The organism is Micromonospora sp. NPDC050276, assembly GCF_044459545.1.
Lineage (GTDB): Bacteria > Actinomycetota > Actinomycetes > Mycobacteriales > Micromonosporaceae > Micromonospora.
Window position 1 is genome coordinate 277,368 of the sequence record NZ_JBITJA010000003.1, and the last position, 15,662, is coordinate 293,029.

The 15,662-nt window shown below is 71.9% G+C and carries 13 protein-coding genes; 11 read left to right on the plus strand and 2 right to left on the minus strand.

Annotated features, from left to right (window positions below):
- Window positions 1-339: 339 nt before the first annotated feature.
- The gene (locus ACIBF8_RS07355; RefSeq protein ID WP_396781491.1) at window positions 340-1,665 is read left to right on the plus strand and encodes an MATE family efflux transporter; all 1,326 of its coding nucleotides are present in this window, start codon (window positions 340-342) and stop codon (window positions 1,663-1,665) included.
- A 22-nt stretch (window positions 1,666-1,687) separates the two neighbouring features.
- Here ACIBF8_RS07355 and ACIBF8_RS07360 read toward each other — a convergent pair whose 3' ends face one another.
- Entirely contained in the window at window positions 1,688-1,822 is a 135-nt protein-coding gene (locus ACIBF8_RS07360; protein ID WP_396781492.1) for a hypothetical protein, read from the minus strand.
- Window positions 1,823-1,966: 144 nt separating this feature from the next.
- On the opposite strand from ACIBF8_RS07360, the gene truB reads away from it, so the two are divergent.
- From truB to ACIBF8_RS07395, 7 genes are all read left to right on the plus strand, one after another.
- The gene (truB, locus tag ACIBF8_RS07365) at window positions 1,967-2,851 is read left to right on the plus strand and encodes a tRNA pseudouridine(55) synthase TruB (protein ID WP_396781493.1); all 885 of its coding nucleotides are present in this window, start codon (window positions 1,967-1,969) and stop codon (window positions 2,849-2,851) included.
- 76 nt (window positions 2,852-2,927) lie between these two features.
- Entirely contained in the window at window positions 2,928-3,857 is a 930-nt protein-coding gene (locus ACIBF8_RS07370; protein ID WP_396781494.1) for a bifunctional riboflavin kinase/FAD synthetase, read from the plus strand.
- Between the two features lie 198 nt (window positions 3,858-4,055).
- Window positions 4,056-4,325, plus strand: coding sequence for a 30S ribosomal protein S15 (gene rpsO, locus ACIBF8_RS07375; RefSeq protein WP_030337594.1), 270 nt, complete (start codon window positions 4,056-4,058; stop codon window positions 4,323-4,325).
- Between the two features lie 227 nt (window positions 4,326-4,552).
- Window positions 4,553-6,940, plus strand: coding sequence for a polyribonucleotide nucleotidyltransferase (locus tag ACIBF8_RS07380; protein ID WP_396781495.1), 2,388 nt, complete (start codon window positions 4,553-4,555; stop codon window positions 6,938-6,940).
- A 47-nt stretch (window positions 6,941-6,987) separates the two neighbouring features.
- Complete coding sequence (locus ACIBF8_RS07385; RefSeq protein WP_396781496.1) at window positions 6,988-8,385, plus strand: M16 family metallopeptidase; 1,398 nt, start codon at window positions 6,988-6,990, stop codon at window positions 8,383-8,385.
- Between the two features lie 59 nt (window positions 8,386-8,444).
- Window positions 8,445-9,197, plus strand: coding sequence for a 4-hydroxy-tetrahydrodipicolinate reductase (gene dapB / locus ACIBF8_RS07390; protein WP_396781497.1), 753 nt, complete (start codon window positions 8,445-8,447; stop codon window positions 9,195-9,197).
- Window positions 9,198-9,240: 43 nt separating this feature from the next.
- Complete coding sequence (locus ACIBF8_RS07395; RefSeq protein ID WP_396781498.1) at window positions 9,241-9,711, plus strand: GNAT family N-acetyltransferase; 471 nt, start codon at window positions 9,241-9,243, stop codon at window positions 9,709-9,711.
- A gap of 241 nt (window positions 9,712-9,952) precedes the next feature.
- On the opposite strand, the gene ACIBF8_RS07400 is transcribed toward ACIBF8_RS07395, so the two are convergent.
- A complete protein-coding gene (locus ACIBF8_RS07400; protein ID WP_396781499.1) occupies window positions 9,953-12,064 on the minus strand; it encodes a glycogen debranching N-terminal domain-containing protein in 2,112 nt (703 codons plus the stop codon).
- Between the two features lie 157 nt (window positions 12,065-12,221).
- On the opposite strand from ACIBF8_RS07400, the gene ACIBF8_RS07405 reads away from it, so the two are divergent.
- The 3 genes from ACIBF8_RS07405 to ACIBF8_RS07415 all read left to right on the plus strand — a co-directional run bounded on the left by ACIBF8_RS07405 (window position 12,222) and on the right by ACIBF8_RS07415 (window position 15,661).
- Window positions 12,222-13,199: a LacI family DNA-binding transcriptional regulator gene (locus tag ACIBF8_RS07405; protein WP_396781500.1), complete on the plus strand. Its 978-nt coding sequence runs from the start codon at window positions 12,222-12,224 to the stop codon at window positions 13,197-13,199.
- 24 nt (window positions 13,200-13,223) lie between these two features.
- Window positions 13,224-14,474, plus strand: a complete 1,251-nt coding sequence (locus tag ACIBF8_RS07410; RefSeq protein ID WP_396781501.1) for an extracellular solute-binding protein — start codon at window positions 13,224-13,226, stop codon at window positions 14,472-14,474.
- Between the two features lie 71 nt (window positions 14,475-14,545).
- Window positions 14,546-15,661 (plus strand): carbohydrate ABC transporter permease, encoded by a 1,116-nt coding sequence (locus ACIBF8_RS07415; RefSeq protein ID WP_396781502.1) that lies wholly within the window; start codon window positions 14,546-14,548, stop codon window positions 15,659-15,661.
- Window position 15,662: the final 1 nt, after the last annotated feature.

Here is a 15,662-nt window from a genome sequence, read left to right on the forward strand (position 1 = left end):
GGGCTCACGCTGTCCAGTCGGCTGCTCCGGTAACCCCGGACCGCCGTGGGGCGTTCAGCACGACCGCCCGTGAGGGTCGCCGCGTGCCGGCGGCTCGCGCCCTGGAAGAGGAGCGCCACCATGCCGAGCAAGCCCAAGCCCGAGACCACCACCGACGACGCCCGCGAGCAGGCCCGCCGCGCGCTGCAGACGTCGATGGACACCCGCCAGTGAGCCGACCCGTCCAGCGCTAGGCCCTGCGCGGGGGGCTGCGACGAGCCCGCACGGCACCCGCCAACAGGGGGGTAAGTAGTCGTCGGGATTGCGATCCTTACCGCGCTCGTGCCAGGATCGGCGGCGATGAGTCAGACCGCCGCCAACCCCCACCGATCCGCCTCGCCCCGGCGAATCACCAGCCTCGCCCTGCCGGCCCTCGTGGTGCTCGCCGCCGAGCCGCTCTACGTGCTGGTCGACACGGCCGTGGTCGGTCACCTCGGCCGGGTGCCACTCGCCGCGCTCGCCGTCGGCGGCACGGTCATGACGCTGACCGCCTGGGTCGGCACCGTGGTCGCCTACGGCACCACCGGGCGCGCGGCCCGCCGCTTCGGCGCGGGCGACCGGTCTGCCGCCGTCGCCGAGGGCGTCCAGTCGTCCTGGTTGGCGTTCGGTGTCGGCCTGCTGATCGCGATCGGCATGCAGTTCGGCGGAGGCGCGCTCGCGCGTACCCTCGCCGGCGGTGGTGGCGAGGTCGCCGACGCCGCCGCACAGTGGCTGCGGATCGCGGCCCTCGGCGCACCCGGCCTGCTGCTCGCCGCCGCCGGCAACGGCTGGCTGCGCGGTGTGCAGGACACCCGCCGCCCGTTGTTCTTCGTGCTCGGCCCCAACCTGCTCTCCGCGCTGCTCTGCCCGCTGCTGGTCTACCCCGGCGGGCTGGGTCTGGTCGGCTCGGCGGTGGCCAACGTCGTCGCACAGACGCTCTGCGGGGTGCTCTTCGCCGCCGCCCTGGTGGGTGAGCGGGTGTCGCTGCGGCCCCGACCCGGCGTGATCCGCCAGCAGTTGGTGCTCAGCCGGGACCTGCTGATCCGTGGGCTGGCGTTCCAGGCCAGCTTCCTGTCCGCGACCGCCGTCGCCGCCCGCTTCGGTGCCGCCGCCGTCGGCGCCCACCAGATCGCCCTGCAACTCTGGTTCTTCACCGCGCTGGTGCTCGACGCCCTCGCGATCGCCGCGCAGTCCCTGGTCGGCGCGGCGCTCGGCGGCGGTGACGACGCCGGCGCCCGGGCGCTCGCCCGCCGGATCGGGCTGCTCGGCGGCGTCTGCGGCGTCGGCTTCGCACTGCTCATCGCCGCCGGCGCCGGCGTCGTGCCGTCGTGGTTCAGCTCCGATCCAGGGGTACGCGAGCAGGCGATGGTGGCCTGGCCGTGGTTCGTCGTCATGCTGCCGTTGGCCGGGGTGGTGTTCGCCCTCGACGGTGTGCTGATCGGCGCCGGCGACGTGCGCTACCTGCGCAATCTCACCATCGTGGCGGCGCTCGGCGGCTTCCTGCCGGCCATCTGGCTGGCGTACGTGCTCAAGCTCGGGCTGGGCGGCATCTGGGCCGGGCTCACTCTGTTCGTGGTGATCCGGCTGGTCGCCCTGCTGCTGCGACTGCGCAACGGCAACTGGGCGGTGACCGGGGCTGTCCGCTGACCGGGTCGTCGAGCCCGCCCGGTCAGCAGCGCATGGTGGTCGGCGCGGGCGCGTCGAGGTCGAAGATGGTGCCCGGGTCGCCCGCGGGTATCCGCTTCCCGTGCAGGGCAGCCAACCAGTACTGCTCCCGGACCCAGCCCTCCCGGGGTACGCCCACACGAACTCCGTGGACACCTCCAGCAGCCGCCGGATGGACGCCTCGTTCCGACAAACCGGCTCAGTCCCTCGGCGCGGAGGCTCGGGTCACGCGGGGCGTGCCCACGCACTGCGGGGTGGGTGCCATCTGGCAGGCTTGGCCGACGTGAGCACCGATGGTCTGATCGTGGTCGACAAGCCCGGCGGCATGACGTCGCACGACGTGGTGGCGCGGATCCGCCGACTGGCGAAGACCCGGCGCGTCGGGCACGGCGGCACGCTCGACCCGATGGCGACCGGCGTGCTGGTGATCGGTGTCGGCCGGGCCACCCGACTACTGACCTACGTGATCGGCGCGGGCAAGAGCTACACCGGCACGATCCGGCTCGGCCAGAGCACCGTCACCGACGACGCCGAGGGCGACGTGATCGCCACCGCGCCGGCCGGTCAGGTCACCGACGACGCGATCCGGTCGGCGTTGGCCGGGCTCAGCGGCGAGGTCGACCAGGTGCCGAGCGCGGTCAGCGCCATCAAGATCGACGGGCAGCGGGCGTACAAGCGGGTCCGCGACGGGGAGAGCGTCGAGCTGCCGGCGCGACGGGTCACCATCTCCCGGTTGGCGGTGCTGGCGATCCGCCGCACCGAGCCGGACGTGGTGGACGTGGACGTGGACGTGAGCTGCTCCTCCGGCACGTACATCCGGGCCATCGCCCGGGACGCGGGCCTGGCGCTCGGCGTCGGCGGGCACCTCACGGCGCTGCGGCGCACCGCGGTGGGTGGTTTCACCCTCGCCGAGGCGGCCACCCTCGACGAGTTGGAGCAGCACGCCCCGGACGTGGTGAACCTGCCCCTGGACGCCGCGGCCGACCGGTTCTTCGCCCGCCGGGAGGCCACGCCCGAGGAGGCCCGGGTGCTCGCCCACGGTGGGCCGCTGGACCCGGCCGGCCTCGCCGGGCCGTACGCCGTGTTCGGGCCGGCCGGCGGCCTGATCGCTATCGTCAGCGAGCGGGACGGGCGGGCCCGCGCGGAGATCGTGTTTGCCCCGGCCTGACGGCGGGGCGCAGGTCCGCCGGCCCGCAGCCGGCGGTGTCGACCCGCCGGCCGGCGGGACAGCAGGGAGGAACGGCATGCAGCGGTGGCGGGGCTACGACGCGGCGCCCGGTGGGTGGGGGCGCTCGGTGGTCACCATCGGCGTCTTCGACGGCGTGCACAAGGGGCACCAGGCGACGATCGGGCACGCCGTCGCCCGGGCCCGGGAGTTGGGCGTGCAGTCGGTGGTGGTCACCTTCGACCCGCACCCGGCCGAGGTGGTCCGCCCCGGTTCGCACCCGGCGGTGCTCACCGAGCCGGCCCGCAAGGCGGAGCTGATCGAGGCGCTCGGCGTGGACGTGCTCTGCGTGGTGCCCTTCACCCCGGAGTTCTCCCGGGTGCCGGCCGAGCAGTTCGTGCACGACGTCCTGGTCGAGCACCTGCACGCGGCATTGGTCGTGGTGGGCAGCAACTTCCGCTTCGGGCACCGGGCGGCCGGTGATGTGGCGCTGCTGGAACGGCTGGGGCAGACCTTCGGTTTCGGCGTGGAGGGCGGCCCGCTGGTCGCCGAGGACGGCACCGTCTTCTCGTCCACGTACATCCGGTCCTGCGTCGACGCGGGCGACGTGGGCGCGGCGGCCGCCGCGCTGGGCCGCCCACACCGGCTGGAGGGCGTCGTGGTCCGCGGTGACCAGCGGGGCCGGGAGTTGGGCTTCCCCACCGCCAACCTGCTCTGTCACCGGTACGCCGCGGTGCCCGCCGACGGGGTGTACGCGGCCCGCCTGATCCGACGCGGGCAGCGGGAGCCGCTGCTGGCGGCGGTGTCCGTCGGCACCAACCCGACCTTCTCCGGGCGGGAGCGGCGGGTGGAGGCGTACGCCCTGGACTTCAGCGGCGACCTGTACGGCGAGCGACTGGCCCTGGACTTCGTGGCGCACCTGCGCGGTCAGATCCGGTACGACTCGATCGAGCCATTGATCGCCCAGATGAATCAGGACGTCGAGCGCACCCGGCGCGCGCTGGCCTGATCGTCGGGGGTGACAGGGCGCCACCGAGGCCCTTCGCCGGGTGTTACCGGCGAGTGCTGGTAGTCTTGCCGGGACGTCGGGTGACCGGCGTGGGGCCTCGCGTGCCTGCTCGACGCCGCGGGTGCGAGGTACCGGTCCGTTCCCGGTCCACCGGGACGACGGACACCCACTTGATCAACCCACTGAAACAGGGAGAACATGGCGCTCGATCAGGAAGCCAAGGCCAGCATCCGCGCGGAGTACGCGACCGCCGAGGGCGACACCGGTTCGCCGGAGGTCCAGGTCGCGGTCCTCACCAAGCGGATCGCCGAGCTGACCGAGCACCTGAAGGTGCACAAGCACGACCACCACAGCCGCCGTGGGCTGCTGCTGCTGGTCGGCCGGCGCCGTCGGTTGCTCAACTACGTCCAGAAGAAGGACATTGCCCGCTACCGGTCGCTCATCGAGCGGCTCGGTCTGCGCCGGTGACGTGACGGGGGAGTGGCCGGACGGCCGCTCCCCCGTACCGCGTCCCACCTGAAGAAACACGGGCCGCGCGACCACCCGAGAGGGAGCCGGTCAGCGTACCGGTCTCCGGTAGTGGCCCCCGGGAACCCCGGCATCATGCCGGCCACCCGGGCGCTTCGATCGAAGACCGGCCGGCTGAGCAGCTCCCCGATGTCGTGGGCCCACGACGCGAAGGAGCACGACAGCACATGACCGAGACCAAACTCGGCACCGAATCCCGCACCGCCGTGATCGACAACGGGTCCTTCGGCACCCGCGAGATCACCTTCTCCACCGGCCGGCTGGCCCGCCAGGCCGCCGGTTCCGTCATCGCCCAGCTGGGCGAGACGGTCGTTCTCTCCGCCACGACCGCCGGTAAGCACCCGAAGGAGCAGTTCGACTTCTTCCCGCTGACCGTCGACGTCGAGGAGCGGATGTACGCCGCGGGCCGCATCCCCGGCTCGTTCTTCCGCCGCGAGGGTCGGCCCAGCGAGGACGCGATCCTCACCTGCCGGCTGATCGACCGGCCGCTGCGCCCGTCCTTCGTCAAGGGCCTGCGCAACGAGGTCCAGGTCGTCGAGACCATCCTGGCGCTCGACCCGCAGCACCCGTACGACGTCGTGGCGATCAACGCCGCCTCGATGTCGACCAAGCTGTCCGGCCTGCCGTTCTCCGGCCCGATCGGGGCGACCCGCGTCGCCCACATCGACGGCCAGTGGGTCGCCTTCCCGACCCTGGAGGAGCTGGCTCGGGCCACCTTCGACATGGTCGTGGCCGGCCGCACGCTCGACGACGGCGACGTCGCGATCATGATGGTCGAGGCCGAGGCCACCCCGAACGCCGTCGCCCTCATCTCGGCCGGTGCCACCGCCCCGACCGAGGAGATCGTCGCCAGCGGCCTGGAGGCCGCCAAGCCGGCGATCCGTGAGCTGTGCCGCGCGCAGAGCGAGCTGGCCGAGGTGGCCGCCAAGCCGGTCACCGAGTTCCCGGTCTTCCTGGACTACCAGGACGACGTCTACGACGCGGTCGCCGAGCTGGCCCGCGCCGACGTGGCCGAGGCGATCACCATCGCCGGCAAGGCCGACCGCGAGGAGGCCCTGGACCGGGTCAAGGCCCGCGTCGCCGAGGAGTTGGGCGCTCGGTTCGAGGGTCGGGAGAAGGAGCTCAGCGCCGCCTTCCGGTCGCTGACCAAGTCCGAGGTGCGCAACCGCGTGCTGCGCGAGCAGGTCCGGATGGACGGGCGTGGCCCGCGCGACATCCGGGCGCTGACCGCCGAGGTCGGCGTGCTGCCCCGGGTGCACGGTTCGGCGTTGTTCGAGCGGGGTGAGACCCAGATCCTGGGCGTCACCACGCTGAACATGCTCCGCATGGAGCAGATGGTGGACACGCTGTCCCCGGAGAACCGCAAGCGCTACATGCACAACTACAACTTCCCGCCGTACTCGACCGGTGAGACCGGCCGGGTCGGCTCGCCGAAGCGTCGCGAGATCGGCCACGGTGCTCTCGCCGAGCGGGCGCTGATCCCGGTGCTGCCGTCGCGCGAGGAGTTCCCGTACGCCATCCGGCAGGTGTCCGAGGCGCTCGGCTCCAACGGTTCCACCTCGATGGGTTCGGTCTGCGCCTCGACGCTGGGCCTGCTCTCCGCGGGTGTCCCGCTGAAGGCGCCGGTCGCCGGCATCGCGATGGGGCTCATCTCCGACGAGGTGGACGGCAAGACCCAGTACGTGACGCTGACCGACATCCTCGGTGCCGAGGACGCGTTCGGTGACATGGACTTCAAGGTCGCCGGTACGCCGGAGTTCGTCACCGCGCTCCAGCTCGACACCAAGCTCAACGGCATCCCGTCGGACGTGCTGGCCGCCGCGTTGCAGCAGGCGAACGAGGCCCGGCAGGTCATCCTCGGCGTGATGAAGGCGGCGATCGAGGCTCCGGCCGAGATGTCCGACTACGCGCCGCGGGTCACCACCGTCAAGATCCCGGTCGACAAGATCGGCATGGTGATCGGCCCGAAGGGGCAGACCATCAACGCGATCCAGGACGAGACCGGCGCCGAGATCTCCATCGAGGACGACGGCACCATCTACGTCGGCGCCACCAACGGCCCGTCGGCCCAGGCGGCCGTCGACCGGATCAACGGCATCGCCAACCCGACGCTGCCGAAGCAGGGCGAGCGGTTCCTCGGCACGGTCGTCAAGACCGCCGCGTTCGGCGCGTTCATCTCGCTGCTGCCGGGCCGTGACGGCCTGCTGCACATCTCGAAGGTGGGCGACGGCAAGCGGGTCGAGCGCGTCGAGGACTTCCTCAACGTCGGTGACCGGGTCGAGGTCGAGATCGCGGACATCGACGCCCGCGGCAAGATCTACCTCGACAAGGTCCGCCCGGAGGGCTCCGAGGCTCCGGCCGCCGGTGAGGCCGCTGGCGGCGACCGACCGGCTGGTCGGGACCGGGGCGACCGGGGCCCGCGTGACCGCGGTGACCGTGAGCGTGGCGGCGACCGTGGCGGTCGTGGCCCGGAGCGCGGCGGCGAGGGTGGCAACGGCGGCGGCGAGGGTGGCGAGGGCGGCGAGCGTCCGCGCCGCCGGACCCGGCACAGCTGATCGTCGTACCTCGCATCACCCACCCCTCGTCGAACCGGGAGCACCACGTGAGTCGGGCCTTCAGCGCGCCGTTTCCACCGGATCGACGGGGGGTGGCTGCGTCTCCGGCCGCCGGGGCGGGCCGCTCCGGCGGCACCGCCCGCGCGGTGACCCGGACACTCAGCGACGACCCGCTGGGTGGCACGGTACGACGTACCGTGCTGCCCAGCGGCCTGCGCGTCCTCACCGAGGCGATTCCGGCGATGCGCAGCGTCTCGTTCGGCATCTGGGTGGCGGTCGGCTCGCGCGACGAGACCGGCCCGCAGGCCGGTGCCGCGCACTTCCTCGAGCACCTGCTCTTCAAGGGCACCCACAAGCGCACCGCACTGGAGATCTCCTCGCAGATCGAGGCGGTGGGTGGTGAGACCAACGCCTTCACCACGAAGGAATACACCTGCTACTACGCCCGCGTGCTGGACGAGGACCTGCCGCTGGCGATCGACGTGATGTGCGACCTGGTGGCCGACTCACTGTTGGAGCCGGCCGACGTCGAGACCGAGCGTGGCGTGATCCTGGAAGAGATCGCCATGCACGACGACGAGCCGGGTGACGAGGTGCACGACCTCTTCGTCCAGGCCGTCTACGGCGATCACCCGCTGGGTCGGCTGATCTCCGGCACCGCCGAGACCGTCACCCCGATGACCCGCCGGCAGATCCAGAGCTTCTACCGGGGTCGCTACACCGCGCCGCAGATCGTCATCGCCGCCGCCGGCAACCTCGACCACGCCGCCGTGGTCAAGCTGGTCCGTCAGGCCGTGCGCGGCACCCCGCTGGACAGCGACCCGGCCAGCCCGGCGCCGCACCGCGCGGCGACCCCGGCGGTACGCACCAAGCCGGCGACCACGCTGGTGGAGCCGAAGGAGACCGAGCAGGCGCACGTCATCCTCGGCTGCCCCGGCATCGACCGGCTCGACGAGCGGCGCTTCGCCCTCGGGGTGCTCAACAACGTGCTCGGCGGCGGCATGTCCAGCCGCCTGTTCCAGGAGATCCGCGAGCAGCGCGGCCTCGCCTACTCGGTCTACTCCTACGCCAGCCAGTACGCCGACAGCGGCCTGTTCGCCGTCTACGCCGGCTGCGCGCCCGGCAAGGTGGACGAGGTGCTGGCCCTGACCCGCGCCGAGCTGGCCCGGGTGGCCGCCGACGGGTTGACCGAGGCCGAGGTGGCCCGGGGCAAGGGAATGAGCAAGGGCTCCTTCGTACTCGGCCTGGAGGACACCGGTTCCCGGATGAGCCGACTGGCCAAGGGTGAGCTGCTCTACGGCGACCTGATGCCGGTCGACGAGCTGCTCCGCCGGGTCGACGCGGTCACCGTGGAGGACGTCAACGTCCTCGCCGCCGAGCTGCTCAGCCGGCCGATGTCGCTGGCCGTGGTGGGCCCGTTCGGCGCGGGCGACTTCGCGGTCTGAGGGCTGTCGCTGCCGGTCCCGCCGCAGGGGCGCGTCCCGATTGGGATAGGTTGTGCCCCGTGACTGACGAGCAGGAGAAGACCCGGGTCGGCGTGTTCGGTGCCCGTGGCCGGATGGGCGTCGAGGTCTGCAAGGCCGTCGAGGCCGCCGACGACCTGGCCCTGGCTGCGGCGATCGACCAGGGCGACAGCCGCTCCGCCGTCTCCGCCGCCGAGGTGGTCGTCGACTTCACCACGCCGGACGTCGTCATGGACAACCTCCAGTGGTGCATCGGGCAGGGCATCAGCGCGGTGGTCGGTACGACCGGTTTCACCGAGCAGCGGCTGGAGCAGGTGCGCGGCTGGCTGGCCGACAAGCCCGAGGTGGGCGTGGTCATCGCCCCGAACTTCGGCATCGGCGCGGTGCTGATGATGCAGTTCGCCGCACGAGCCGCCCGACACTTCGAGTCCGTCGAGATCATCGAGCAGCATCACCCGCGCAAGCTGGACGCCCCGAGTGGCACCGCGACCCACACCGCCCGGCAGATCGCCCAGGCCCGCGCCGAGGCCGGTCTCGGCCCGGTGCCGGACGCCACCAAGGACGAGGTCCCGGGTGCGCGCGGTGCCCAGATCGACGGGGTACGCGTGCACGCGGTGCGTGCCACCGGTCTGGTCGCGCACCAGGAGGTGCTGTTCGGCGGCACCGGCGAGACGTTGACCATCCGGCACGACTCGTACGACCGGGTGTCCTTCATGCCGGGCGTGCTGCTGGCGGTCCGGGCGGTCCGCAACCGCCCCGGCCTCACCGTCGGCCTGGACGCCCTGCTCGACTGAGCGGGCCGCTCCACCGCCTCGCGACCCCGGTAGCATCCGCCGGATGATCGATGCGGGACACCTGGACCGGGCCGGGCGGCGAGTCACGCTGCGGCCGGTCGACGACGACAACTGGCGGGCCGTGGCCGACGTCGCCCCGCGCGACGACCAGCGCCGGTTCGTGGCCGCGTTGGGCGCGCGGTACCTGCTGCTCAGCATGCGCTCCGAGGTGTGGAACTCGCTCGCGGTGTACGCCGACGAGACCGTCGTCGGCCACGTCATGTGGGGCGTGGACGACGACGGCTCGCACTGGATCGGCGGGATGCTGATCGACGCAGCCGAGCAGGGCCAGGGCGTCGGCCGGGCCACCGTGCAAACCCTGGCCCCCTGGCTGGCCGCCCGCCCGGGAAACCCTCCGGTCCGCCTCTCGTACCACCCCGACAACACCCCAGCAGCAGCCCTCTACGAGTCCCTAGGCTTCCACCCCACGGGTGCGATGGACGACGACGAACTGGTCGCCGAACGAACCCCCTGAGCCCCCGCGATCTTGCACTTTCTGTCGCGGCATAACGAACATTCCACCCATCCCGACAACCGAAACTGCAAGATCGCCGGGGCGTTGGGGCCGGCCTGCGTCGATCATGGAGTTGTGGTGCCTCACAAAAGGGGCGCATGTGGAGCTGTTGCCCACCACGACTCCATGATCGACGGGCGGGGTGGGGGCGGGGTGGGCGCGGGGGTGGGGTGGGGAGGGTGGGTGGGGGCGGGGGTTGGTGTTAGTGGGGGAGGGTTTGGGTTGTTGGGCGGCGTTGGGTCGGGAGGGTTGGGGTCAGGGTCAGCGGGGTGGGGAGGCCGGTGGCGGTGGCTTCGCCGGTGCGGTTGACCGTGACGTTCACCGGGGTGTTGGCCACGCGAAGGCCGTTGACCGTGATGGCACCCAGTTCGGCTCCCGCCAACGGGGTGAGGTGGACCGTGCCGCCCGGGACGTCCGGGTAGAGCCCGGTGGCGGCCTGGAGCAGCAGCACCGCGCCCGCCGCCGCCCACGCCTGCGGCCGGCACGCGGCCGGGTACGGCACCGGACGATTCACCAGCGACCGGTCGTCGCCTCCGTACAGCTCCGGCATCCGGTAGTCGAACGCCTCGGCCGCGGCGAGCAGCCCCTCGGTCAGGCCGAGCGCGGCCTCGCGATGCCCGGCGCGGGCCAGTCCACCGAGCACGATCGCGGTGTCGTGGGTCCAGATCGAACCGCAGTGGTACGACAGCGGGCTGAAGCCGGCGTCGTCGGTGGCCATGGTGCGCAGCCCGAACCCGCCGGCGAGGGCATCGGTGGTCAGCAGGTACGCGACCTGGGTCTCCTCGTCGCGGTCGAGCAGGCCGGTGCCGAGCAGGTGGCCGATGTTGCTGGTCAGCGAATCGACGGGTCGTTTGTCCCGGTCGAGGGCGAGCGCGGGTTGCGGGCCGTGGCGACCGTCGACCCAGAAGCTGTCCCGGAACCGGCGGACCAACCCGGCGGCGTGCTCGCGCCAGCGGTCGGCGCCCGGTCGGCCGAAGGCGTCCAGCAGGTTGGCGCCGTTCACCGCCGCCTCGTGCGCGTACCCCTGCACCTCGGCCAGCACGATCGGCGCGGTGGCCAGTGAACCGTCGTGGAATCGGACGGCGTCACCGGAGTCCTTCCAGCCCTGATTGGACAGTCCGTGCCCGGTGGTGTCGATGTACTCGACCAGGCCGTCGCCGTCCGGGTCGGCGTGGTCGCCGAGCCAGCGCAGCGCCGCCTCCAGGTGCGGCAGTAGCGGCTCGATCTGCTCGGCGGGCATTCCCCAGCGCCACGCGTCGTGCAGCAGGTTGACCCAGAGCATGGTGGCGTCGACGGTGCCGTAGTACGCCGGTGGCAGCCGGAGCCCGTTGCCGGGCAACGCGAGTTCGTGGCGGCGCAGCTCGTGCAGGATCTTGCCGGGGGCCTCGCCGGTGGTCGGGTCGATCCGGGTGCCCTGCCGGCGGGCGAGCGCGCGCAGGGTGCCGGCGGCCAGGTCGGTGCCGAGAGGCAGCATCATCCGGGCGGCCCAGAGGCTGTCCCGGCCGAACAGGGTGAGGAACCAGGGCACCCCGGCCCCGAGGAACACGTCTGCGGGCGCGTCGGTTTCGGCCAGCCGGAGGCCGCGCAGATCGTTCAGGCTGCGGTCGAGCAGTCGGATCAGGCGGCGGTCGTCGGCGGTCACCTCGGGTCGGGACCACTCCGGCTCGCCGGCCGGGCCGACGACGACGGCGCGCGGGTCTTCGACGGTCACCTGCCAGCGCAGCACGGTCGCGCCGCCCGGGGGCAGGTCGAGCGGCCAGGCCAGCCGGGGTGCGGTGGCCCGCTCGCCGGTGGCGAACACGTCGGCGTCTGGCGCGGTGATGGTGACCGCGATCCCGTCGGCCGCCCAGGTGAGTACGCCCGGCTGGCCGGCCTTGGCTTCCAGCGGCGCGGTGGCGCCACCGGACTTGACGACCTCAATGGGTGCCAGGTCGCAGCCGAGGTCGATGGTGACGGTGGCCCGTACGCCGATGGTGGCGGTGGAGACGATCCGCAGCTCCTCGGTGAGGCCGTTGCGGGTGGCCCGGCGGACCCGGTCGACGCGGACGGTGGGGTCGGGCGTGGGGTCGCCGAGCCAGCGGGCGAGGCCCACGAAGTGTGCGCCGTGCGGGCCGTCGTCGCCGCGGGTCAGCCCTTCGAGCTCCCGCTCGTCGACCCGCAGCTCGGCGCGGGAGAGCACCCGGGCGTCGGCGTGGAAGACGCCCTGGACGCCGGTCGGGCGGATCTGCCCGGTCGCGTCCCCCAGCGCGCTGGTCGGGGCGAAGAGCACCCCGACCAACTCGTGCAGGAGGGGTTGCAGCTGGCGTTCGATCACGGTGTGGCTCCAGATCCTCGGGGTGCGGGGCGGACATCTTGACAACGCGCCCCTGGCGGTGCAAAGTGCGAAACATTCCAGAAACTTGAACGATCTAATCCTGCCTTATCCAAATTGGATCGTTCAAGATGGCGAGAGGGATTAAGTGGCCGAAAAGGTGACCATCGCGACGGTGGCCCGGCACGCCCGAGTGAGCCGGCAGACGGTGTCCAACGTGCTCAACGCCCCGCACATCGTGCGGCAGGAGACTCGCCAGCGGGTCGAGGACGCGATCAACGCGCTCGGCTACCGGGCCAACCAGGCCGCCCGGCAGATGCGCACCGGCCGGTCCCGCCTCATCGCCGCCCGGATCGAACCGACCCGCGACGGCATCAACGGCTCGGTGCTGGACCGTTTCCTGCACGGCCTCACCGAGACCGCCGATGCCGCCGGCTACCGGGTGCTGCTCTACACCGCCACCGACGACGAGCGGGAGATCGCCACCTACGGTGACCTGCTCGGCACGTACGAGCTGGACGCGTTCGTGCTGGTCGGCACCAAGTACGGCGACCCGCGTACCGAATGGCTCGCCGGCCGGGACGTGCCGTTCGTGACCTTCGGCCGCCCGTGGGACGCGCTCGACGCGCACCCCTGGGTGGATGTGGATGGTGCCGCCGGCACCGCCCAGGCCACCCGACACCTGCTGGACGCCGGCCACCGACGGATCGCGTTCATCGGCTGGCCGGTCGGCTCCGGCGTCGGCGACGACCGGCGTGCCGGTTGGCGCGACGCGCTGCACGCGGCCGGCGTCGACCCGACCGGGCTGCACCGGGACACCGAGGACGGCATCGCCGAGGGCGAACGGCTGATGCGCGACCTGCTCGTCGACGTGGCGCCGAGCGCCGTGGTCTGCGCCAGCGACTCACTCGCCCTCGGCGCCCTGCAAGCGATCCGCGACGTCGACCCGCCCGTGTCGGTGATCGGCTTCGATGACACGCCGGTGGCCGCGGCGGTCGGGCTGACCAGCGTCAGCCAACCGCTCGGCGAGGCTGCCGCCCGCTGTGTGGACCTGCTCACCGGGGTCCTCGACGGCAACCACGAGACGCCCACCCCCGTGCTGCTCCAGCCCTCGCTGGCCCTGCGGCACACCGCGTAGTCACACCCCCCACCAGGAGAAACCATGGCACCTCGAACCCTCACCCGCGCAGCGGTGGCCGGCCTCGCCGCCGTCGCTCTCCTCGGCTCCGCGGCCTGCGGCAGCGGCTTCGACGACTCGTCCGGCGACACGGCCCAGTCCAGCGGCCCGGCCAGCCTGCAGATCCTGATCGGCTCGTCCGGCGAGGCCGAGACCAAGGCGGTGCAGGACGCCGCCGCGAAGTGGGCCAGCAGCTCCGGCAACACCGCCACGGTCACCCCGGCGCAGGACCTCACCCAGCAGCTCGGTCAGGGCCTCGCCGGCGGCACCCCGCCGGACGTCTTCTACGTGGACGCGGCCCGGTTCGCCGACTACGCCAGCGTCGGCGCCCTGGAGCCGTACGGCGACAAGATCAGCAACTCGGGTGACTTCTACGAGAGCCTGCGCACCACGTTCACATACGACGGCAAGCTCTACTGCGCGCCCAAGGACTTCTCCACGCTGGCCCTGCAGATCAACACCGACCTGTGGGCCAAGGCCGGGCTGACCGACGCCGACATCCCGGCCACCTGGGACCAGCTCACCGCCGCCGCGCAGAAGATCAAGGCCAAGGGGCAGGTCCCGCTGGCCCTCGGCGACACCCGGGACCGGATCGGCGCCTTCCTGGTGCAGAACGGCGGCTGGCTGCTCAGCAAGGACGGCAAGCAGCCCACCGCGGACACCCCGGAGAACCTGGCCGCCCTCCAGTACGTCAAGACGATGCTCACGACCGGGCTGGCCAAGTACCCGAAGCAGCTCGACGCCGGCTGGTCGGGTGAGGCGTTCGGCAAGGGCAAGGCCGTGATGACCATCGAGGGCAACTGGATCAAGGGCGCCCTGCAGAACGACTTCCCGAACGTGAAGTACAAGGTCGTGGCACTGCCGGCCGGCCCGAAGGGGCCGGGCACGCTCTCCTTCACCCAGTGCTGGGGTATCGCCGCGAAGAGCAAGTACAAGGACCAGGCCATCAAGTTCGTCGAGGCGATGACCAGCGGCGAGCAGCAGATGGCCTTCGCCACGGCGTTCGGTGTCATGCCGTCGCGCCAGTCGGTACGCGACCAGTACAGCGCGGCCTTCCCGGCGGACAAGGTGTTCATCGACGGCGTCGCGTACGCCCAGGGCCCGGTGAACGCCCCGAAGATGGACAGCGTCCTCAAGGACCTCGACACCGGCCTGCAGAGCCTGACCAACGGCGACCCCAAGGCCGTGCTGCAGAACTTCGACAAGAACGCCAAGGCAGCGCTCGGCGGCAGCTGAGGTGATGGCAGGGCTCCGGCGACCGCCGGGGCCCTGCGTCACCTTCGGCCCGAGAGAGGGAGGGAGGGGAGATGGCAACCGAGACACTGACTGCCGTGGCGACCGCGGCCGGGGGAAGACCCCGCCGGGGTGGCATCCGCAGCAACGAGAACCTCGCCGGCTGGCTCTTCGTCGCGCCGGTGATCGTCATCCTGGGGCTGTTCCTGCTACTGCCGATCCTGATGGCGCTCTGGGTCAGCCTGACCGACTGGAACGGCCAGGGCAACCCCTTCACCGGCGACGTCCCGTTCGTCGGCGCACACAACTACACCCAGTTGTTCACCGAGGACGGGCTGGCCCGCCGCGACTTCATGACCAGCATCCGCAACAACATCTACTACGTGGCGATCGTGGTACCGGCGCAGACCCTGCTCGCGCTCGGACTGGCCCTCGTCGTCAACAACCGGATGCTCAAGGGCAAGAGCTTCTTCCGCAGTGCCTTCTACTTCCCCTCGGTCACCAGCTCCGTCGCGATCAGCGTGGTGTTCCTGTTCCTCTTCGCCAACTCCGGCGCGGTGAACGCGCTGCTCGGCTTCGTCGGGATCGACGGCCCGGAGTGGTTCGCCGACTCCCGGGGCGTGCTGCACCTGCTGTTCGGCGTGGTCGGCGTCGACTCGCCGCCGGCGGTACTGACCGACGGCGGCCCGTTCGGGCTGACCTGGTGGGACTGGCTGGCCGGCCCCAGCGTCGCGATGATCTCGATCATCACGCTGGTCATCTGGACCACCTCCGGCACCTTCATGCTGATGTTCCTGGCCGGGCTGCAGAACGTGCCGGTCACGCTGGACGAGGCGAGCACGCTGGACGGCGCGTCCCGGTGGCAGCGTCTCCGCCACGTCACCCTGCCGATGCTCCGGCCCACCACGTTCCTGGTGCTCACCCTCGGCACGATCGGCTCCTGGCAGGTCTTCGACCAGGTGTACGTGATGAGCCAGGGCGACCCGGCCAAGACCACGCTCACCCCGGCCTACCTGTCGTACCGGACCGCCTTCCGGGACTTCGACTACGGCTCCGGCGCGGCGATCTCCTTCGTGCTGTTCCTGATCATCATCGTGCTCACGCTGATCCAGCGCCGGGCGCTGGCCGAGCGGGACACCGACCGGCCGCGCCGCGGCTGGTGGCGTCGACGCGTACCGGAGAGGTCCTGAG

Coding starts and splice junctions, on each gene's coding strand:
- ACIBF8_RS07355 (WP_396781491.1), top strand. CDS start 340: ATGAGTCAGACCGCCGCCAACCCCCACCGATCCGCCTCGCCCCGGCGA.
- ACIBF8_RS07370 (WP_396781494.1), top strand. CDS start 2,928: ATGCAGCGGTGGCGGGGCTACGACGCGGCGCCCGGTGGGTGGGGGCGC.
- rpsO (WP_030337594.1), top strand. CDS start 4,056: ATGGCGCTCGATCAGGAAGCCAAGGCCAGCATCCGCGCGGAGTACGCG.
- ACIBF8_RS07380 (WP_396781495.1), top strand. CDS start 4,553: ATGACCGAGACCAAACTCGGCACCGAATCCCGCACCGCCGTGATCGAC.
- ACIBF8_RS07395 (WP_396781498.1), top strand. CDS start 9,241: ATGATCGATGCGGGACACCTGGACCGGGCCGGGCGGCGAGTCACGCTG.
- ACIBF8_RS07410 (WP_396781501.1), top strand. CDS start 13,224: ATGGCACCTCGAACCCTCACCCGCGCAGCGGTGGCCGGCCTCGCCGCC.
- ACIBF8_RS07415 (WP_396781502.1), top strand. CDS start 14,546: ATGGCAACCGAGACACTGACTGCCGTGGCGACCGCGGCCGGGGGAAGA.